A 21,146-nucleotide genomic window follows, 5' to 3' on the forward strand; every position below is an offset into this window, starting at 1 on the left:
TTTTTCTGGTCTAAAAAAGAAAAAATTGGTTTTTTTTAGCTGTTTTTTGAAAAAATTTAATTTTTAGGTTTTATCCTTGATTATATAAACTGATTTTTTGCTTGTAAGAAAGTATCAAAGAAAACTTAAAACGAAAATGAAAACAACTAAAATGATTCCAAAAGCAAGGAAAAAGGTCGAAATTGAAAGTCCAAGCGATAAAAATATTGAATTTGTAAGGAGAATATAGGAATTAAAAATCTCCATCGCAATAATGACAAACGGAATTGAAATCAGCGATGAAATCAGCAGAATCGGTAAATAAATACTATAAAATAGGCGCACTTTCGTTTTATTAGCATAACCTAAAACATCTAAAATCGCAATGTTTTGCTGATTTTCGTTAATAATTGAAGAGGCAATAATCACTAAAATAATTAAGGAAACAACAAGAAAAATAATAACAACAATATTAATTCCCGCTCCAAATAAGTTAGCAAAATTGGAAATAAAGTTAGTTTCAATATTTTTTGCCTCAAGACCGGTAAGTCCAATTTGGTAGATTGTCTCGCCATAAATTTCATTAAAATTTTTTAGTGCTTTCTTGATTTCCGGAATATTCTGATTTACAAAAGAAGGGTTAGTAAGCGAGGCAAAATCAAGGGCTGAAGACGAATTTAGTCAAGGTTTTTCTTGATTTTTTTTATCAAAATTAATCAGATCAAGAATTTCTTGCTTTGTATAGCCAGCAATTTGGAGCGCGCCTTTGGTTTTATCAGTTTCATTTTCACTAAAAGCGAAAATGTTTGCAAAAAAACCGATGGTATCATCTTTGTTTAACTGATCAACACTAATTTTGGAACTACCAGCCCAATATCCTGAAGGTGAATACAAGCTAAAAGATTTGCTGATCTGTTCAATTTCCGGGTTTGAAAGAATTATACCATTAAATGGCGATAAATTATAATTTTTTAGAATATTTTCAAATTGATCAAGTCCTAAAAGTTTGTTAGCGATGGCCTGTGAGGTTATAAGTTCGGAGTTTATATATGTATCGGAAATGCCAATAATTACAAATTTAGCTTTCTTTTGCGGTAGTTTTTTGATTTTATTATAATAACGATCAACGTGATTAAGAATTGGGACTTCGATTCTAGACCCAATTCCTAAATTATGTTTTTTTGCAAAAACATAATTGATTATCAAAGGGTAAATTTCATCTTTTATTGGGTATTTTTCAATTTCTGCTAATAAATTATTATTATATTTATCTTTTATCTCAATTATTGAATTTTTTTCAGTTTTTGGATTATAGCCATAAATTTTGATACTACTTTCGGTATTATTTTTAGCGCCATAAAAACTGTCAATATAAGTATAAACTTGATTTTTTGGCAGATTTTCATTAGCGTTTTCACTAAATTCAATCCCGGCAAAACTGATGGTAAAGTCTTTTGCCACTTGATTATTTAAATAGGAATCAACTAAAAATTTGCGATAGGCATCACGGTTATTACTTTGACCAAAAATTGAGACTTCATAGGCGCGATATTCGTTTTTATCTTGATCAAATTGATAATACCAAAAACGACCTTGATTTGGATCAGAAGAATCAACTAGATATTTAAAATACGGCTGTTTTTGCTTGATTTTTTCAGGAATATTCTGCACTTTTTCAATCTGGTGGACAACTTTATTTGAAATTGCAAAAATGTTATTCCTTAAAGATTCAGGAAGATTTGCTAAAACGATATCAAAAATTGAGGCTTTATTTGCCTGATTTACTTTAATATTTAGACTTGAACGCGAAATGACAACCGGATTTCTACTTTCTGAATCAACCAAGCCGTTTTTGGAATTAATCCCAAAAACGCTTGGATTTCCGGGACGGAAATAATTAGGGGAGTTATAATTAACTTCAGTATTTTCCCCGGCGGGAACATAAAGATTTTTCCCAAGATCTTTTGCATTATAAACAACAAGTGGGCCCCCTTCTTTTGTTGGCGAAAAGAGGTTGATTTTATAAGCATAATGCCGGTTTTGATAGGTTTTTTTAATACTATTTTGGAAAATATTATAAGAAGATAAAGAAAAAATCAAGACAAATTGGACAATGACGATTGCAATAATTAATGAAATTATTTTTCAAATTGAATTAATTACAAGTGAAATTGAAAATTTATTAACAATTTTGCTTTTTCAGAATAGTTTTGCGACCTTTTGGGCAAATTTTGAGGTATTAATTTCGTTGATCCCTGAAAGTAAATGATAAGGTTTTTGTCTTAGGTTCCAAAAAATTACCAAATAAATTAGTACTGAGATAACAAAAAAAGGAATAATTAGCGAAAAAACAAAAGAAATGGGCTCAAAATTATAAATATTAATATCAAATTCTCAGAACTGTGAAATTAGATTATAAAGTGGGATTTTTCCAAAAAATCCGGATAAAAAGCCTAAACTACCGCCTAAAAACGCAATTATAAAGCCAATTGAAAGAAACGAAGAGGCAATTTCAAAAAGTGAATATCCTTGAGCACGCAGAATTCCTAGGACCTTATTATTTGTTGAAATATACCGTTTGATAATAAAAGCGATTGCAAATAGGACTAAAATTGACAAAAAGAGGCTTAAATAAATATTAGTTTTTGAAAAAGTTTCAATAATATTTGTTCCAACTTGAATTCTTAGGGCTCTTTCGGGGTTTAAATGATCGATTTCGTTAGTAAAAAAAGTGTGCTGGGAACTATTAGAGGCAAAATTTTTGGCAATAAAACTGTCAATATCAGCCCGAAATTTTTCCCTGTTTGTACCAGGCTTAAGCCGGATTAGGAAATAATTTTTAATTGGATTTGATTGATAAGAAAATCTTGCCTTATCAAATCCGAATTTATTTACATAGGCTAGCACCTGATTTTGTCCATCAAGTTTGACGTTTTTCTCATCAATTACAGGATATAAATAATCAATACTAAAATCAGTGCCAACAATTATGTATTTTAGACCGCCAGCATTTAAAATGTATTTTGGATCAAGAAGTTCAATTAATTTTTCAATATCACTAGCTGAATCAGGAATTTTGCCTTGATATACTTCTTTTTTATTTTTTTCAAGGTAAGATTTATTAACTTTGACTACATAACCGCTTGCATTATTAAGATTAATTGAATTATTTGCCAGGCGGGCAACAATTATTTTCGAAAAAAATTGATCATAGAATTTAGCTACATTAATCCCAAAAAATTCGGGATTTTCTTTGCCTTTTTCGCTAAGAAAATCCGAAATTGAGCGCAGACGATAATAATCAAGTGAAACCTCATTAACATTTTTATTAAACCAAAACGGGGGAATATAATTTTTATTTGGTCTGCGGTTGACTAATAATTTGATAAATTCAGTACTTTTATTTGAAGAATCACTTACAATTTGACTAATTTTTGGCAGACGATTTTGGAGAATAAAGGCAAGATTAAAATTGTTTTGACCTTCTTCGCTCTTAGCTTCAGGATTTGTTGTAAATCAGAGTGGAATTTGAACAAGTTGGGCAGCAAAAAATTGACTAAGACCAAGAGATTCAAGATTTAGACCTGAAAGTAAAGGATTAATAGAAGCAAATTCCTGAACAAGTAAAGAAAGAAAACGTTTTTTAAAGGCTGAATCTGAAAATTTTGGATTAAGCAAAAAATTTTCCATTATATATTTTAGGGCCTTATCAAAACGGGCCTCAAAAGGATAATTTTGGGAATAATAGCTAATAAATCCTAAATTTTCGACTAAATCGGCAAGATTATCTTCAAGTCAGGATTTTAGTGAAGTTTTTCTATTAAAATCATCGATATAACTTTTAGCAAAAACTGGATCGGCTAAAAGTTCTTGAAATTGGGGGTTTTTTTCTAGATAAAGACTTAAAAGATAAGGTTGAAGAATTGCCCTTGAAGGTTTAGGGAGTCCTAAAAATAGACCTTCTTGATCTTTTAGATTAGGTATTTTAGCTAATAATTCGGTATTATTTAGCTCATTTTTGAGTCATTCTGATTTAGTTGCCTGAAATAATTTATGAAAAGCCTTGGATAAATCCAGATTTTCAAGTTTATTTTCGGAAACAAAACGAATTCAAAAACGCAAGGTTTTTATTACTAATTGAGTAATTATTTCCGGATTTTGGATAATATTTTTCTCAAGTTTGTTAATTTCGGCTTCAGAGGCAAGAATATAAATTGGTTTTAATTTTAAATTAAGGGAATTAGGGCCCAAATCTTCACTAATTTTTTCAGGAATTCTAATTGCATTTAAAATATAATAGAAAATATCGCCAATTGAGCCAGTATTTGCAAAAATATTATCACTTTCAAGACTTGGAGGTTTAATATTACTAATTTGATTCCCAGTTTTTTGGTAATTTTCTAGACGAAATAGTCGATAGATTTCCTTGATCTGGAAAAGTTTTTGCCTAATATCCTCTAAATTCTCAAGATTTTGGATTGTTAAATATTTATTTAGGAATATACGTTGCTTTAAATTTAAATCACTAATTTTTAAATTCGGATTTTGTTCTATTTTTTCAAGGATTTCCTCTGAGACAAGATCAATTCGAGTATTTCTAATCCCTAAATCGGGACTAGTGGATGACGAATTTCAATTTGCAGCAAGAAATTGAAGATCGTAGATATCAATTTTTCTAGGATCAGATTCAGGAAAAAAATAGGAAAAACCAAGTTGACTAGCTTCAGAACTCTTACCTTTTCCCGAAGCATTTAACATTTTAATTAACGAATTTATTGTTTTCTGGCGGGATGAGTCGCTGCGAAAAAAAGTCGAAATTAGAGCAATTATATAATCATTTGGGCTAAGACTTGACCGTTTTGCGAATAAATTATTTTTTTCTTTTTGTTTTTCTTGATCACTTAATTCTAAAAATTTGTCATAACCATAAGAATAAGGTGTTTTTCTTAGAAAAATCAAATTTTCTTTAAAACTTTTTAGGTCAAAATTGGTAATTAACTCGTTTAATCCTTCATTAATATTTGAATAAGCTAGTTCATTTTCTTGTTTTCCGTTTAGTTTTTCAAGAATTTTTATGACTTGATTTTGATGGTTTTTAGCAAATTTTTCAATAATTGGTTTTGCTAAAAATCCAAAAAAACCTTTGGTTTTCTCATCAACTGCTGCAGAGAAAATGCGAGCAAAATCAATTTCATTAACTATTTCAATCAAAGCGGATTTTAACATTTGCTCATCAATGGATCCAAGAAGTGCATCAACAAGATCACTGGAAGTAAAAATATTTACCAAATTTTTATTATTCTGATTTTTATTATCAGAAAATCAGTTATTAAGATATTGGAAAAATTTTTCAAAATCAAGGGCATAAATAATTTTTTTAACACCCTTAAGTAAATTTATTGGATCTCTAATCGCTTTTGCAAGCGCCTCAGGGGAGGCATATTTTTGAATATCATCAAAAATGCGAATTCCACCAAGAAGAAGGGCCGGATTTAGGGCATAAATTTGCTTTATAAAAAAAAGACTTTTTTCATAATTTGTCTTGCCAGAATTTTCTGTTTCCTTAATTATCTGGTCAAAAAAATTACCTAAAATATCATTAATTAGTGTTGGTCTGTTTGTTTTTAGTAAAATATTACCAGCTCTAGTAATTAGATCGATTACTAAATTATAATTTTTGATTCGATAGGAGAGAATATCAACAAGTCTAATTTCTTCAGCAGCCTTGGCAAAAGCATTAATTACTAGATCAACATCGGGTTTTAAGAAGAAATTTTTATCAACTAAAACCGAGTTATTAATTGCATTTGCAATCTGGATAAATAATGAACTAGCACTATTTTGGGTTTCAATTTCGTTTTGGACGTTAGTAGAAAAATAATAAAAAATTAAGGGAATTGTTGCAATATTTGAATAATTATCAACTTGTTTGGTTCAGCCATCTTTACCAATTTTTGCATCAATTTCAAAATTATTATTTTCAAGAAAATTAGCAAGCAAGCTCAAAACGCGTTGCTGAGAAGAAACCGGGTTTATATTTGTATCAACTTTAATCAAATTTTCGGGTAATAAACTTCAGTGATACTGACCAAAATTTTTAAAAATATAACCAAATTGATTATTAGGTAAGGCAATTATCCCGTGCAAATCGGCTTTTGGGAGAATATTAAATCCTAAATCGGGCTTATTAGTTTTAATTTTTTTTAGTCTAACAATTTTTATATTACGATAATAATCATAATTTAGTGATTTATTATGTTTGAATTCAACATCGCCAAAGTCAACTTTAAGATCGACATAATTAGGATCAATTCCGTAGTTATCAAAAACATTAGCAATAATTTTTGCCTGAAAAATTGGTGGAATTTTTCCTAATTCTGCACTAGAAACTTTTGCATTCTGAGAAAATAAACGGCTTTTCTTAGCGTTATTTTGATCACTAATCTCTTGAAAAAGTCGACCTATCTGCTGCTCTTGGATATAATCCTGATTTTGAAAATTAATTTTATTAAAAATTCTTGGACTAATTCCGGAATTAATAAAATGAATTACTTGTTTTGCACTTGCATTCTCCGTTTTTTGCTGGACATCAATTGTAAAAGTTTGTCTTGTACCGATGCCATCAACGACTTTTTCTTCTTTTCCCTTAATTTTTTGGGAATAATTTTGCAGATGTTGGTAAAAATATAAATTAGCATATTCCTGAACATTTTGTGCTAGACGGAGAAAAGTTGCATTTTTTATATTCGAATTTGAAATATTATTTAATTCTTCATTTGTAACAAGTGCTAGATTATTTTTATTAAGTTTTTGAATCTCGGCGATTGAAGTTCTTAATAAACTTGAATCTCCTTGTTTATAAAAAGGAATGCTAAGATCGGTGATTGAAAGATCAGAAGAGACAACATTTTCAGAGCTACCATCTATTGTTCTAATTCTTTTTTCTCAGTAGTTAATATTTTCTAATTCTTTAAATTTTTTGGGATAATTTGCCTTTAAATAAATTAAATATTCCTTAATAAAACCAGAAAAATTTTGACCTTTTGAGTCAATTTCTTTTAATTTATAACGGTGATTTATATACTCAATTTTGGTTTTTAAATTACGAATTCACTCTTTTTCTAATTTATAAATTTGACCTGGATCAAGAATTAAAAATGAACTAGATTCTCAAATTAGATTATTTACTAAATTAAACTGATCAGATCTAATCTGCATTTGGATTCCATCAGATCCCTTTTTAAAATTAATAAAACTATTTGAATTTTGCAAGTCGGCAAATTCAAATTCACCATTTTCTTTTTGGTAAATATTTAAAAGTGGTAATAAATCCTGGGTTTTTAGCTCATAGCCGATTCCTTGTTTTTTTCAGGAAGCCCCTAAAATTGGATCAAAGGTTGCAACTTTTGTTTTCCCATTAATTACAAGCGGATTAATAGAGCTAATAATAATTTCCTTACCTTGGTGAAAAAATACAAGGATATCGCTTGGTTTATAATTTTTTGTATCGAGACTGATTATTTCATTTTTTCGAATTTGGTATGTTTCTAATTTTTTACGGAAATTTTTTTTATCATTTGTAATATAAATCGGAAAAAATGCTTGTTTTGTTAATTCAAAACTATCATTTTTTCCTAATAATTTTCCATTAAGGTAAAACTCTCGGGAAAACTCCCCAGAGGAAATATATTCATTTTCTTTGGTTTTATCACCTAAAATTTGAGATAAACTGATATAATTACTATTAATTATTAATTGTTTTTTTTCTTGATTTGTATTTAAAGGTAAGTAAATTTCTGGCTCAAGATAGTCATATCCATTATTTTGGGCATTACCAAAATAGTTAAATTCGGTACTAATTGTTGCATCCTGAAGACCTGAGGTTTCCTTATATTGATCAAGTCGGCTAACATAAGCACGGTTTGTGGTAAATAAGGCGGTAAAAATTGCGGCAGTAAAAAAAACTAAAGTTATTAGGCCGATAAAAATAACTTTGGTTTTTAAAAACATCGCAAATATATGTTTAAAAATCTTTTTCATAATATGGCGCCAAACCCTAAATGCTATATAATTATAAAGGAAAATTTAAAAAAACCAAGGAAATTTTGCTGATTCTCAAACTAAAAAAGAGAATTTTTTTGGCTAATTAACTCTTATTTTTTTAATTTTGTGGTATAATTACATTACAAAATTATCCAAAAAAAAAATGTTTTTATATTAATTGGAGTAGAAATGATTGAAGTTTTGTATATAAAATCGCATCTAAATTATGAATCAACTTGTAATAAAGTAGCGGATCTTTTTATTGGTGAATTAAAAAGGTTAAATCCTAGAATAAAAATTAGTGAATTTGACCTTAATAATGAAAAAGTGGGAAAAATTTCGCTAAATTCAGAAAATTTTTCCCACTTTTGACAAGATGTTAATGCTGATTTTTGAATTGAAAAACTAAAAAATGTTCAAAAAGTAATCATCTCATCGCCAATAATTAACTGGGGATATTCAGCTCAGATTAAAAATTTTTTTGATGCAATCTGTCTTGCGGATCGTACTTTTTCTTATAAATATGCAAAAAAAGGTGGATCAGTTGGCCTACTTAACAATCTTGAAAATGTACAAATTATTTTAAGTGCTCATTCAAAACAAGCTGATTTTGTAAGTCCAAGTCCGGCTGAGACAATTTCAGGAACCTTTAATTTCCTTGGTGCCCAAAAAATTAATCCAGCTTTAATTATAGAAGAATCACATAAATATAAAAATGCAAATTTTGATAAAAATTTGCTTGATAATATCAAAAAAGCAGCGGAAAATTTCTAAAAATGGAGAAAAAATGAATATTCTTGTGATAAAGTCATCTGTTAATGAAAAAAAAGGTTCTTATTCTTCGCATTTATCCGATCTTTTTATTAAATTTTACCTCGAAATTCATCCTGATGATCAAATTGAAGTCTACGATTTAAATCAGTTTGGGCTAGCAAATACAAATCTTACTATGAAAAATTTTGAGGATAAAACTTTTTATCAAAAAGCTGAATCTGATTTTTGAATTAACAAGTTAAGAAATGCTGATAAAATTGTTTTTTCAACCTCAATGACAAATTTTAATTATTCAGCGACCACTAAAAACTTTTTTGATGCAATTACGGTGCCAAACAAAACCTTTTTACTTGATAAAAACACCGGAAAATATACCGGATTATTAAAAAATATTCAAAATGTACAAATTCTAACAGCCCAAGGAGCCCCGCTTGGTTGGTATCCTTTTGGAAATCATAGCGCCTTAATTAAACAAATTTTTGAATTTCTTGGCGCAAATGTTAGATCAGATTTTTTTGTTCTTGATGGTACAAAGGTAGCTCCAAATAACCAGAAACCAATTGCTGATTTTGTAGCCCAAAGACAAAATCAGATAAAAATTTTAGCAGAAAATTTTTAAAATATTTACAAAAATATAGTATAATTTAATAACTTTTTACTTACAAAGGAAGTATAAAATGAAAAAAAATATTCACCCGGTTCAACGCGAGCTACTTCTTAGTTGCTCAACATGCAATTCCGAATTTAGAATTAAATCGGTTATCGAAAAGTTTACAATTGATATCTGTTCTGGATGTCATCCCCAATTTACGGGTGATCGTTCACTCAATCGGACAACAGGGAGAATCGAGAGATTTCGTCGTATGGCAGCAAAAGCGCATAAAAAAACAAAAAAATAAGAAAAAAACAACTAAGAATGATAAAAACACTAGAGCAATTACAGTCAAGTTTAACTATTTTTTATACAAATGTTAAAAATTTTCATTGAAATCTCCAGGATAAAGACTTTTTGGTGCTTCATAAATTTAGTGATAAATTAGCCCAAAAAACCAATAATTTTATTGATAATATTGCAGAAAAGCTCCGATCATTTGGAAAAATTGCGCTTGCTAATTTTGAAGAAATTATCCAGAATTCTGATTTTGAATTATTTAAGTCCCAAATTTGATGTTCTAATGAAGTACTAGATAAATTAGCAGAGCAGATTAAAAAAATTCTTGAAATTTGCGGGAAAATTCAAGAAGATCGCGATGAAGATAAAATTGGTTATTTAATTTATCCGCTAATTGATGAAATAATTCTTTACTATCACAAAGAATTATGAAAAATTTATGCTCAAAAATCAAATTCTTAATTTTATTTGGGATCAAGAGGATATCCGCATTGATATTTTAGTAGCAAAATTAGCTAATTTATCACGAAAAGTTGCTCAAGATTTAATTTTAGAGAAAAAAGTCTTAATAAATAACAATTTGGTTCTCAAAAAGAACCAAATTGTTAAAACTGGCCAAAAAATCAAGATTTTTAACGACTATAAAAGGCCAAAACCTCAACTTGAGCCAGCAGAAATAGATTTTGAAATTATCTTTCAAGATCAAAATATGATTCTAATAAACAAACCCAAAAATTTGGTTGTTCACCCTGGTGTTGGGAACTGAAAAAACACACTCGTCAATGGTCTAATTTCTCATTTTGACAGTCTTGAACAACTTGATCATATCCGGCCAGGAATTGTCCATCGGCTCGATAAGGATACAACAGGCTTACTTTTAGTTGCTAAAAACGCAAAAGCTCATAGTTTTTTTGTCAACGAACTCGCAAATCGACAAATCAAACGCTTTTATAAAGCAATTGTTATTGGAAAAGTTTTACACAAATTTATGAAAATTAATTTGCCGATTGGCCGGGATTTAAAAAATCCTCTTAAAAAAACTATTAGTTTTTTTAACTCAAAACCGGCGATTACAAATGTCGAACTAATTAAACATTTTAGCTACCAAAATCAAGATTTCAGCCTGGTTAAATGTCAACTTGAAACCGGGCGAACCCATCAAATTCGCCTGCATCTTGCTCATATTGGTTATCCAATATATGGCGATCCAATATATGGCAAAAAAATTGACGAACTTGGACAAAGACTTCATGCTTACAAACTAGTTTTTAAAGATCTTAATGGTCTAAGCCGCGAATTTGAGGCAGACTTACCAGAAGAATTTAATATAGCTTTTGAACAGAAAGAATTATAATCTTAAAACATAAAAAAAACTTTTTTCAAAGTTTTTTTCTTTCCTTTAGAATACTAACTGCTATAAATTATCAAAACGAATCTTTATTGAGGGGCCCATTGAAGCTGAAACTGTTAGATTTTTGAAATAATTTCCTTTAACCGTATTTGGTTTTAGCCGTTTAATTAGTCTTAAAAGTGTATTAGCATTTTCAACTAGTTGGGGTACTTCCATATTAGTTTTACCAATTAGCGAGTGGATAATTCCGTATCGATCTGCGCGGTAGTTTGCTTTTCCTTTTTTAATTTCGGCTACTGCCTTTTCAGGATTAGGGCTTACAGTTCCAGTTTTTGGGTTTGGCATTAGTCCTTTTGGCCCTAATTTCTTTCCATAACGCCCTAAAATTGGCATTAATTTGGGTTCAACAACAATTACATCAAAATTAAAATTATCAATTTTAAGATTTTGTTCTAATTCTGCTGTTGAGTAAATAAGATCAGCACCAGCCTCTAGTGATTTTGCAGCAACTTCTGAAGAATCAGTTGCCACTAAAACCCGAACAGATTTTCCCGTTCCATGAGGAAGAACCACGGCTCCACGGAGTTGCTGATCAGCTTTTCGTGTATCAAGATTTAGACGAATTGCTAAATCAACAGAGCCAGAAAATTTTGTATAGGAAGTTTTTTTGACTAATTCCATCGCCTCTTCGAGGCTGTAAAAACGATTTTTATCCACCATTTGTCGTGCCTGGAGTAAATTTCTTGAAACTTTTTTCATTTTATTTTCCTCCTTGCTTTTGGATAAATTCTTCAATTCCCTCAACCTCAACGCCCATTTGCATTGCTGTACCATAAACTGTTAAAATCGCTTTATCGAGATTTTCGGTATTTAAATCAGGTAATTTATATTCCGCTATCTCTCTTAATTGGTCAAAAGTAATTTTTCCTACTTTTTCAGTTTTTGATTTTTTAGAACCTGATTCAATTTTGGCTGCCTGCTTAATTTTATAAGATGTTGGGCTAGTAAATAACTGAAATTCAAAACTTTTGTCCTTAAAAACAGTTATTTTTACCGGAACCGGTTCATCTCCGCGATTTTTAGTTTCATCATTAAATTTTCGGGTAAACTCTGGCATAACAATCCCAAGACCTGCAAGGGCTGGGCCAGGTTTTGCTTGCCCGGCATTAAATTGCAATTTAGCAACCCGGACAACATTTTTCTTTGCCATTTTAGAACAACCTTCTTTCTTTTAAAATTTAGATTTTCTTAGTAACATTTAACTTCTTTTCACCAAATCAAAACTTAAAAATTTAACACTAAATTTCTTTTTTAAACTTTGATTTGGTGCTCTCGACAAGACTTGAACTTGCACCCGTCTCCGGATTAGAACCTCAATCTAACGTGTATACCAATTTCACCACGAGAGCATTAATGGCGGATCAGACAGGATTTGAACTTGCGCGGGCCCGTTGAGACCCCTAATACGTTTCCAACATATCCTCTTCAGCCACTTGAGTACTGATCCTAAAGTTAGTATTAATAATATTATATCATAAAAGATAAAAAATTAAAAATAACTATTTCACTTTTAAAACTCCCAACCATTTTTTTTTTTTTTTTTTTTTTTTTCTTTTTTTTTTTTTTTTTTTTTTATCTTAGCTTTTTTAAAGTATTATTAATAAATTGTGATATAATTTATAAGGTTAAAGTTTCTCTGAAACTTTTGGTTTAAATTTTGAGTTTTGATTTTAAATTGTAAATAAAATAATAAATAAAATAAAGAAAATAAAGAAAATAAATTAAATAAAATAAGGAAAAAATGCGTCGATCTTTTAAGTGGGCCCTATCTTTGACTCCAATTGTTGCAGGTTCAGTTGGAACTACGGTTTATTTTGTCTCGGGAAATTCAGTTTCAAATTTAGGCGAAATAAAAACAAGCAGGGAAAATGTACAAATTCAAAGTCAATTTAAGCCATTTTCTCCTTCAGAGACCAATGGTTTAAATCAAATTCCTGAAAAACCGATACAAAAACAGGAAGAAAAACAAGCTCCTAAAATTCAAAAAGCACCAATAATTATACCAGAAAAATTAATTAAAAAAACAGAAAACCCAGAAAAACTTAAACCAACAACAATTATAATTTCTAATAAACAAGAACAAATTATACCACAAGTCGCTCCAAAACCAAATAAAAACCAAAAAATTTTAATTAAGGATAAAGAATTTGAAGGAGAAAAACCAAAAGAAGTTGTAAATAATCAAAAAAGTAAACCTTTAAAAATTCAAGAAAAAAACAACCTGACCTTTCACTTCTAAATAAAAAAACTCCAGAAGTCATTGATCCTAAAGTAAAAAAAGAAGAAGATGTTGCTATTGTGATCCCTGAAAAAAACAAAAAAGAAAAAAATATTACAAAACCAAAACCTCCCGAGCCAAAAATTTTAGGTAATAAATTAATAAAAAACAAAGAAAATACAAAAATTTCAACTGCAAAAACAGATATAGTAATAAAAAAACCTGAACAAAACCAGGAAAAATATAAAGAAAAAGTAATAAAACCACCGATTTTACCGGTTTTATCTGCTCAACCTTTAGTGCAAAAATCTCCCAAAGTTGAAAAACCACTAGAAACACCAGTAAATGAAAAAAAAAATTAAGACTGAACTAACAAAGGAACAAAAACAAGAAAAAATTATAAAAGTTCCACTAAAACAACAACAAATTAAGGAAGAATCAGAAGAAAAAACTAACAATCAAGAAATCCAAACGCCTATTGATCAAAATCAAAAACAAGTAGATACAATCCTAAAAGGAATTCAAGAAGATCTTAAGATCCTGGCAAACCCACCAATAAATAACGAATCGAGCCAAACAAAAGCCAGTTATAATGCAGCCAAAAATCGTATTTATAACTATAAATTTACAGATAAAAAACAATTTGATTTATTTAAAAAAAGTTTTCCCAAAACGCCGTTGACAGAACAGCAAGCTAAGTATATTTTTGATTTTTGGGAAAATAATTATGCTCAATTTAATCCCTCAATGGCAAGAATGCAATCGGCTAGAAATATGTGAAGAGCTGAAATTAAAAAAGTTTTAAACATAATTCCAAAGCCACAAGTTGGCGCTTTCAATCGGGCAAGTGGAGGACAAACTTTTATAATTGATTTAAGAAATAAAAATGATAGTGGTTGGGTTCAAGCGCAAAAATAACCTAATTTTTATTTTTTTTAAACTATTTATGCTCAAAAAAAATAAAAAGTACTTAAAAGGACACAAAATTTCTTAATTTGAGCCCTAATATTGTTCATATTTTTTTAATTTTGTAAAACATTTTTTATGTCTATAAGACAATATTACTCCAAAAATCGTAAAAAAATCTTAAAAAGAACCTATTAAAACTGTTATTTTTGCATTTTATAGTATAATTTAATTCTGAATTTAAAGGATAAAATAATTTTTTTCAAAAAAACATCGTAATTTAAAGGATTTTTTATGGATTTTAACCAAAATACTGCCTTGGCCGAGAGAGAGAGAGAGAGAGAGAGAGAGAGAGAGAGAGAGAGCAAGGTGAACGTGCTCTTAAATCAGAATTTTATAATACATATTTTCTAAGAGTTGATAAAAATCTTTCAATTGATCAAATACAAAATAATTATACCGACGGAATTATTAATGGAAATATTCTCGAATTTAAGTTAAATATTACTAACTTAAACTCGACTTTATTTCAGGTAATCAAATATTTATCCCGTTTGCGAATCAAAGGAATTCCGGTTCCAAAAAACATTTTCCTAATTTCCCTAATGGAAAATAAGGCATTTTTTTATGATTCAAGTGACTTTTTAGAACAGATTGAAATTGTTTATATCGGTGCTTCAAGTACTAATAATTTGGATTTTTATACAAAAATCGAGCCTGTAGAACTAAATTTAGCCCACCCTGAAGAACAAGAAAAACTAATTTTTTACTTAAAACAGCAAAATTTTGTCAAAATTAACATCGATGAAAATTGCATTGTCGGCTGAGCGAAAAAGTTTTTTAGTGAAAATCCCGGGAAAAATAAGCAAGATTTCATCGGCGATAATACCGGTTTGACCCGAGTTTTAGGCGAGATCAGAACCCCAAATCTTTTTAAAAACTACATAAATCCTTATCAAAAAGATTCAAACATTCGTTTTGAATATTTAATGGATCAGCTAAATTCCAAGATCCAGCAGAAAAATTTAGGCGCTTTTTATACTCCAAAACCTTATGTTTTAAAAGCTTATGAGCTTCTAAGAAAAGCGATTGCCGAAATTCCAGCAGGAAATGATTATATTATTTTAGACCGTTGCGCCGGAACTGGCAATCTTGAAAAGTGACTAACTAATGAAGAACTTTCACATACGATCATTTCGACTTATGAATATTATGAATACAAAGTTTTACTTGAAAAATTAGGAGATAAAGTAAGACATATAATCCCACCAGTTGAGGATCAAAATACTTTTTTGCAAGGACTGGTAAGTGGAGCAAATGCCCTAAGTTTTGAGTATATTAATAATAAAATTATTAAAGAATATGTTGATAACCCAAAATGTTCAATAATTATCTTTGAAAATCCACCTTATGTCGAGCCGACTGCAATTGAGCAGCAAAAGCTAAAAACTGCCAAAGAATCCAGGGAATCCTGAAAAAATAACTATGTTGTACAAGAAGCAAAAAAAATTAGCCATTTAAAAGGAGCGGAATTTAACGAACTTGCCAACTATTTTATCTGATCAGCTTTTGAATATTATATCAGAAAAAAAGGCGATGCTTTAATTGTCTTTTCGCCAGTAAAATATTTTAAGTGGCAGAATGTAGCTAACTATAAAATCGGTGGCGGTTTTGGGTTTAACAGAAAACATTTTCATGCAAGTCCAGGATTTGTGAGCCTAATTTGGTGGAAATATGAAAAGGCAGAATTTAATGAAGTAGATCTTGAAGTTTTTGATATTGATCAAGAAAAAAATGAAATTTCCTTCATTAAAACAGTAAAAATTAAAAAAACTAAAAAAATGTTTAGTCAAACTATTTATAAATGAAAAAGCGAAAATCCCGAAAGAGTCGTCCCTGAAAAAGGACTTTCTTGCGAATATAACGGTCGTTTTAGCACAAAAACTGGCAAAAGTTTGTACGGCCCGCCACAAAATTTGGACAATGATCATTTTATTGCTTATCTAAGGGGGGATGCTTTTACTCTAGGGCCTGCCACAGTCGCTTTAGTAAGAGCAAAAACTTATAACGAACATGGTTTTTGATTGCATAAAAATAATTTTTTAGTCGGCCTTATCGCCTTTAGTGCCGGAATTTTTAAAATAATGGATGGTAGATGAGAAAATACCTATCTTGTTAAATCAGGGGATGGTTTTAACCGGTTTTTACAAGATCTAAAAAGCAAAAAACACTATAAATTAGAACGTTTTTTGCTTTCAAACCTATTTTTTGTCAGCCTGAGTCTAACTAATCATATCAGAAGTCTAGCCCATCCAGATTTAAATAATTCAACTATTTATTTAAATGAATTATGCCTTGATGATCTTAATCAAAAAGAAACTTTAGCTCTAAAAAGTCTTAGAAATTATGATTTTGACGATCAAGAAAAGGAACTTTTAGAGATCTGAAAAATAATTCTTAAACAAGCGGCACAAACCAAAAATTACGAAAAACACTTTAAATACGGACTTTATCAGATCGATGAAGAACTAAATACAAAAACTTTAATCCCTAACCGGAAATCGAATAAATATATTTATGACTATCCTGAATTAAATGGGAATATTGAAACTTTAAAGGTTAAATTGAAAAAATATTATTTTGATAAAATTGTACCAATTTTATTTGAATATGAGTTTTTAAAATAAGTTATAATATAAATAAAAAAGCTAAAATATTAAAAATTTTAATAAAATTAAGGTTACAAACACAGTTTTTATCTTATAAAAACTAAAAAAAGTTAAATTCAACACGTACTTTTTTTAGTTTTTAAGTTATAAGTTAAACAAAAAGTAGCTTGAAGATACAAAAAAATCTTTAGGTTTCTTTTTTAAACTAAAAAAATATTTTAGAATTAGTTTTGCTTTGCTAAAATATATTCAACTAAAGACCTAACCATAACACCAGTTGGGGTATTTTTGACAAAAGCAGTCGCGGCAATATCCAAATGAATAAACGGTTTATCTTCGACAAACTCAGCTAGAAACATTGCGGCAGAAGAAGAACCGGCTTTGCCGGAAAAATCAGTATTTTTTAAATCCGCCACTTTTGAATCACGGATATTTTGGGCAAAATCCTGATGAAGAGGCATTCTTCAAATTAGTTCTCCGGCTTCTTTTGATGCCTCGTTAAAGTTCTTTCAAATTTTTTCCTCATTTGCAAAAGCTCCAGTAAAGGTTTCCCCTAAAGCAATACGAATTGCTCCTGTCAGAGTTGCAATCGAAATAATTTCACTTGCTTTTTCTTGTCTAATCGCATAAGTGATTGCATCTGCTAAAATGAGCCGACCCTCGGCGTCAGTATTATTAATCTCAACTGTTTTACCATTCATTGATCTTCATACTGCATCGGGCGTATTTGCATCGCCATTAAGACGGTTATCGGTAAGTGGTAAAACAGCGACAACATTTGCTAAGGGATTAAATTGTGATAAGGCATCAATTGCAGCTGCACAGATTATCGCTCCTGACATATCAATTTTCATATCATTCATATACATGCCAGTTTTGATATTATAACCACCTGAATCAAAAGTAATTCCTTTACCAATAAAAGCAGTTTTATATTGTGATCCTGGAAGCCCTTCATAAGAAATCACTACTAATTTAGCATCATAAGTTGATCCTCTATTGACCGCTAAAAGCAGGTTCATTCCTAATTTTCGCACTTCATTTTCGCCTAAAACCTTGACCGTTAATTTTGGATTTAGGTTCATTTTCTTCTGAATCTCGCTTGCAAGAAATTCAGAACTTGCCATATTAGGGGGCATATTTTGGTAATAACGGGCATAATTGACGCTGTTATTAATTATTTGGTATTTATCAATTATCGGTTTTAGTTCATCTAAATAACTTGAAACCACTAAAATATCACGATTTTTAGCTCGATTTTTAGCATAATCGGCTCTTAGCGAGAAGATATCAGATCTTTGAAAAGCAATAACTTCGATTAAATATCTCAAGAAAGAATTTGGAAATTTATCAAAATTAATTTGCATATCACGGGGATAATGACCTAATTTTGCAGCAATTTTGCGAAAACGGTTCGGAGTTAATTCTTTTGAGCGGGAGCCTAAATTAATATAAGCCTTTTTTTGCCCAAGATACTCGGTAATAGCTAAATCTTCTTTTATCAACATTGGAATTTGCGAATCAGAATAAGCTGGTTCAATGGTTATTCGATTGGATTCAAATTTATTTGAATACTTGATAAAAATTTCAGAAAAATTTTTCATACTAACTTTGATAGTCCTAGTAATACATTTTAATAGCAATGCAGTAAATAAAATTATAACACAAAAAAGTTAAAAAATTAGAAATATTTTTTTAAAATATTTTTTCTAATAAAAAAGTTAAACCTATATTTAAAAATATAGGTTTAGATAAAAATAGCTTCAAGATAATGGATTTTATAATTTAAATTAACTCATTTTTCCTCATAAGTTGTTTTGATATTGCTGCTATTTACTAAAGAATTATGCAAATCATTTGTTTGATAAGTGATTTTTCAACCATTTTCTTTTAAAGATTCAATTGAGAATTCAAAAAATTTTAAATTATCAGTTTTTAATTTTAAAATACCATCTTTTACTAATAAATTAGCATAAATTTCCAAAAAATCTTTGTAAGTCAAGCGGCGTTTGTAATGACGATTTTTTGGTCATGGATCAGGAAAAGTAAGCCAAATTGTGCTTGCCTTTCCTTTTATCCGGTCTAATAAATCTTTAGCATCACTTATGAGGATAAAAAAATTACTTAAATTATATTTTTTTACATATTTTATTGCTTTAACTGCGGCAGAAGGATACTTTTCAACGCCTAAAAAATTTTTATTGGGATTATCAAAGGCAAGTTGACTTATCATTTTACCCTTACCCATTCCAATCTCTATTATTCAAGAATCATCAATATTTCAGGGTGTTTTTACAAGTAAATTCTGATTTTGAATTCTTTCAAGCGCATCAGGAATATTTCTTAGACGCATATTAAAAAATTTTATATTTTAAACTATGCATGACAACTTAAATCGTGTTGACCACGCAATTCAAAATGTTCATCAACAATTCCGCTTTCGATTTCTTCGATTGTAAATGTTGTATGGTGAATATGTTTTAAAGTGTATTCAACCGGGATTTCAACCTCGGTGATCGCCTCTAACTGACTAATTTGAACCTCTTCGGTATTAACCATATCTATTTGACGGGCAATTTCGTAATTCTGCTCAATTTCAACAAGAGGTTCCGGTTCAACTACTGGTTCAAAATAAACTGGTTCAATTAGTGGCTCAGGTTCTAATGGTTCAGGTTCAACCTCTAATTCTAATGGTTCAGGTTCGTGAAAAACTGGTTCTGGTTCAATTGCTAAAACTGGAGCAGGTTCTTCAACTGGTTCCTCAAGTTCCTCAACTTCCTCCATTGCAGGATTTTCTTCAATTTCAGTTCCTCAATGCATAATTTTTACGCCCTTACCATCCCGCAAATCGCCGGTATAAATCATAATTAAAGTGATAATATTTCAAAGTAATGAAAGTCCAAGAATCGCTCCACCAGTAATTGTTAGAATATAAACATCGTTTCTAATCTCATCTTGTGCAGACGATCCTAAATACATCATCTGGGAAATAAAAATCATTAAAAGACCAACAATTGTAAAAGTAAATCTAATTATTGCAAGACTAAATCTACCTAAATACCAGAAGCCAAAACCAAACAAACCAAGCAAAAGTTCGTTATAGAATGCATCACTTTGTAAAAGGCCATCTTTTCTTTTTTTGTCTAAACGTGGCATTTTTTCTCCTTTTTTTTGCGAATACAGATAAAATTATGGTTTTTGAAAGAATTTAAAAATCAATTTTAACCTATCGATTTGAAATTATACAATAAAAACAAAAAAATGATATAAAAAAAATATTTTTTTTATCTTTTTTTATTTTACCTTTTTTATTCTTTTTTCTGGAAATCGACTAACGTATAATAATAAGGACTTCCTCCTTGATTTTCCTCAAAAATTGATTTTTCAACAAGTGAAATATTAACCCCTGAAATTCCGCTTCGATAGTTTGAAATAATCCGGGCATATTCATCAAGCGGGAATTTTTCGACTGTTTTGTTTAGGAATTTTGGATATATTCGAATTCAAGGACTTAGATTTACTCTTGTATTAATTAGTTTATTATTTTTATATTCTTCTTGCATATTAAATGTGAAAATGTAATTTTCCTCATTTAATAAGAAAATTTTATAATTTTCAATGCCGTTTCCTTCAGTATTTTTGGATTCATTTGCTAATTTTACAATTACTATATCGTTAAATTTATTGGACTTTGGCAGATAAAAACTATTTTTGAGTGCTTGATTTTTCAGATCTATGTTAAGATCCTCATTTTGTTGTTGAAATTGATCAATTTCTGCTAGTCCACGAACAAAAATCGCTGATTGAAGATTGGCTAATAACCAGAGTCAATTATTTTCGAATAAATCATTAAATGATCTTTTTGCTTTTTCATATAAAAGCGGATTTTCCTGTCTATTACCAAAAGCTGTACCACTTGAATTTCCAGGTCAGGGATTTATTGGATTATAAAAATTTAATTTAAAAGCTAAATCAAGGATATTTTTTTCAGTTTCAATTTTTTTTATTCGACTAATTAGTTGTTTTTTTGAATCCTGACTTGGATAAATTTTTGTTAACAGTTCTAAAATGATACTATTTTCAAAGAAAGGTTGGGCAATATTTTTTTCTGTAGAACTAATTATAGCAAATTTTTGGTATTTTTTTTTTAAAAAATCCGAAAAATTTACTTGGTTTGCGCAGCTTAGCAAAAATAGACTACTAAAAAATGGTATAAAACCAAAAAACAGTGATTTTTTTAACTTTTTCATTTTA

At 29.5% G+C, this 21,146-nt stretch carries 16 protein-coding genes and 2 tRNA genes; 9 read left to right on the top strand and 9 right to left on the bottom strand.

Going from position 1 to position 21,146, the window contains the following annotated elements; genetic code table 4:
* Positions 1-63: 63 nt before the first annotated feature.
* Positions 64-8,019, bottom strand: a complete 7,956-nt coding sequence (locus tag MHJ_RS02400; RefSeq protein ID WP_044284672.1) for an ABC transporter permease — start codon at positions 8,017-8,019, stop codon at positions 64-66.
* Positions 8,020-8,211: 192 nt separating this feature from the next.
* Here MHJ_RS02400 and MHJ_RS02405 point away from each other — a divergent pair, with 192 nt between their 5' ends.
* Genes MHJ_RS02405 through MHJ_RS02425 form a run of 5 tightly spaced genes read left to right on the top strand, consistent with a single transcriptional unit; the run spans position 8,212 to position 11,042 of the window.
* Positions 8,212-8,796 carry an FMN-dependent NADH-azoreductase gene (locus tag MHJ_RS02405; protein WP_011206287.1) on the top strand — a complete coding sequence of 195 codons (585 nt, stop codon included), beginning with the start codon at positions 8,212-8,214 and terminating at the stop codon, positions 8,794-8,796.
* Between the two features lie 13 nt (positions 8,797-8,809).
* Positions 8,810-9,415: an FMN-dependent NADH-azoreductase gene (locus MHJ_RS02410; protein ID WP_011284209.1), complete on the top strand. Its 606-nt coding sequence runs from the start codon at positions 8,810-8,812 to the stop codon at positions 9,413-9,415.
* Positions 9,416-9,473: 58 nt separating this feature from the next.
* On the top strand, positions 9,474-9,695 hold the full coding sequence (gene rpmE / locus MHJ_RS04030; protein ID WP_011206289.1) for a 50S ribosomal protein L31: 222 nt from the start codon (positions 9,474-9,476) through the stop codon (positions 9,693-9,695).
* Between the two features lie 17 nt (positions 9,696-9,712).
* Positions 9,713-10,150 carry a Dps family protein gene (locus MHJ_RS02420; RefSeq protein ID WP_044284673.1) on the top strand — a complete coding sequence of 146 codons (438 nt, stop codon included), beginning with the start codon at positions 9,713-9,715 and terminating at the stop codon, positions 10,148-10,150.
* Positions 10,128-11,042 (top strand): RluA family pseudouridine synthase, encoded by a 915-nt coding sequence (locus MHJ_RS02425; RefSeq protein WP_044284674.1) that lies wholly within the window; start codon positions 10,128-10,130, stop codon positions 11,040-11,042. The genes MHJ_RS02420 and MHJ_RS02425 overlap by 23 nt, the downstream gene beginning before the upstream one ends.
* Before the next feature lie 60 nt (positions 11,043-11,102).
* Here the strand turns inward: MHJ_RS02425 and rplA are convergent, their stop codons facing one another.
* The 4 genes from rplA to MHJ_RS02445 all read right to left on the bottom strand — a co-directional run bounded on the left by rplA (position 11,103) and on the right by MHJ_RS02445 (position 12,546).
* Positions 11,103-11,798, bottom strand: a complete 696-nt coding sequence (gene rplA / locus MHJ_RS02430) for a 50S ribosomal protein L1 (RefSeq protein ID WP_011206292.1) — start codon at positions 11,796-11,798, stop codon at positions 11,103-11,105.
* A gap of 1 nt (position 11,799) precedes the next feature.
* Positions 11,800-12,249 carry a 50S ribosomal protein L11 gene (gene rplK, locus MHJ_RS02435; RefSeq protein WP_011206293.1) on the bottom strand — a complete coding sequence of 150 codons (450 nt, stop codon included), beginning with the start codon at positions 12,247-12,249 and terminating at the stop codon, positions 11,800-11,802.
* Positions 12,250-12,363: 114 nt separating this feature from the next.
* Positions 12,364-12,448 (bottom strand) — tRNA-Leu (locus MHJ_RS02440).
* Positions 12,449-12,453: 5 nt separating this feature from the next.
* Positions 12,454-12,546: transfer RNA gene (locus tag MHJ_RS02445), tRNA-Ser, on the bottom strand.
* A gap of 294 nt (positions 12,547-12,840) precedes the next feature.
* On the opposite strand from MHJ_RS02445, the gene MHJ_RS03910 reads away from it, so the two are divergent.
* The 4 genes from MHJ_RS03910 to MHJ_RS03925 all read left to right on the top strand — a co-directional run bounded on the left by MHJ_RS03910 (position 12,841) and on the right by MHJ_RS03925 (position 16,910).
* Positions 12,841-13,338, top strand: a complete 498-nt coding sequence (locus MHJ_RS03910) for a hypothetical protein (protein WP_011284212.1) — start codon at positions 12,841-12,843, stop codon at positions 13,336-13,338.
* Positions 13,339-13,397: 59 nt separating this feature from the next.
* Positions 13,398-13,679, top strand: coding sequence for a hypothetical protein (locus MHJ_RS03915; RefSeq protein WP_044284675.1), 282 nt, complete (start codon positions 13,398-13,400; stop codon positions 13,677-13,679).
* Positions 13,663-14,235, top strand: a complete 573-nt coding sequence (locus tag MHJ_RS03920; protein ID WP_237697209.1) for a hypothetical protein — start codon at positions 13,663-13,665, stop codon at positions 14,233-14,235. Before MHJ_RS03915 ends, MHJ_RS03920 begins: the two co-directional genes overlap by 17 nt.
* A gap of 593 nt (positions 14,236-14,828) precedes the next feature.
* Positions 14,829-16,910, top strand: coding sequence for a hypothetical protein (locus MHJ_RS03925; protein ID WP_237697210.1), 2,082 nt, complete (start codon positions 14,829-14,831; stop codon positions 16,908-16,910).
* Positions 16,911-17,116: 206 nt separating this feature from the next.
* Here MHJ_RS03925 and MHJ_RS02470 read toward each other — a convergent pair whose 3' ends face one another.
* The 4 genes from MHJ_RS02470 to MHJ_RS02485 form a co-directional block, all read right to left on the bottom strand.
* Complete coding sequence (locus tag MHJ_RS02470) at positions 17,117-18,496, bottom strand: M17 family metallopeptidase (protein ID WP_044284676.1); 1,380 nt, start codon at positions 18,494-18,496, stop codon at positions 17,117-17,119.
* A gap of 143 nt (positions 18,497-18,639) precedes the next feature.
* Positions 18,640-19,245 (bottom strand): tRNA (guanosine(46)-N7)-methyltransferase TrmB, encoded by a 606-nt coding sequence (gene trmB / locus MHJ_RS02475; protein ID WP_011284216.1) that lies wholly within the window; start codon positions 19,243-19,245, stop codon positions 18,640-18,642.
* A 23-nt stretch (positions 19,246-19,268) separates the two neighbouring features.
* Positions 19,269-20,048 carry a hypothetical protein gene (locus MHJ_RS02480; protein ID WP_011206298.1) on the bottom strand — a complete coding sequence of 260 codons (780 nt, stop codon included), beginning with the start codon at positions 20,046-20,048 and terminating at the stop codon, positions 19,269-19,271.
* Positions 20,049-20,200: 152 nt separating this feature from the next.
* Positions 20,201-21,142, bottom strand: a complete 942-nt coding sequence (locus MHJ_RS02485; protein ID WP_011284218.1) for an aromatic motif membrane protein — start codon at positions 21,140-21,142, stop codon at positions 20,201-20,203.
* Positions 21,143-21,146: the final 4 nt, after the last annotated feature.

Source organism: Mesomycoplasma hyopneumoniae J (assembly GCF_000008205.1).
Lineage (GTDB): Bacteria > Bacillota_I > Bacilli_A > Mycoplasmatales > Metamycoplasmataceae > Mesomycoplasma > Mesomycoplasma hyopneumoniae.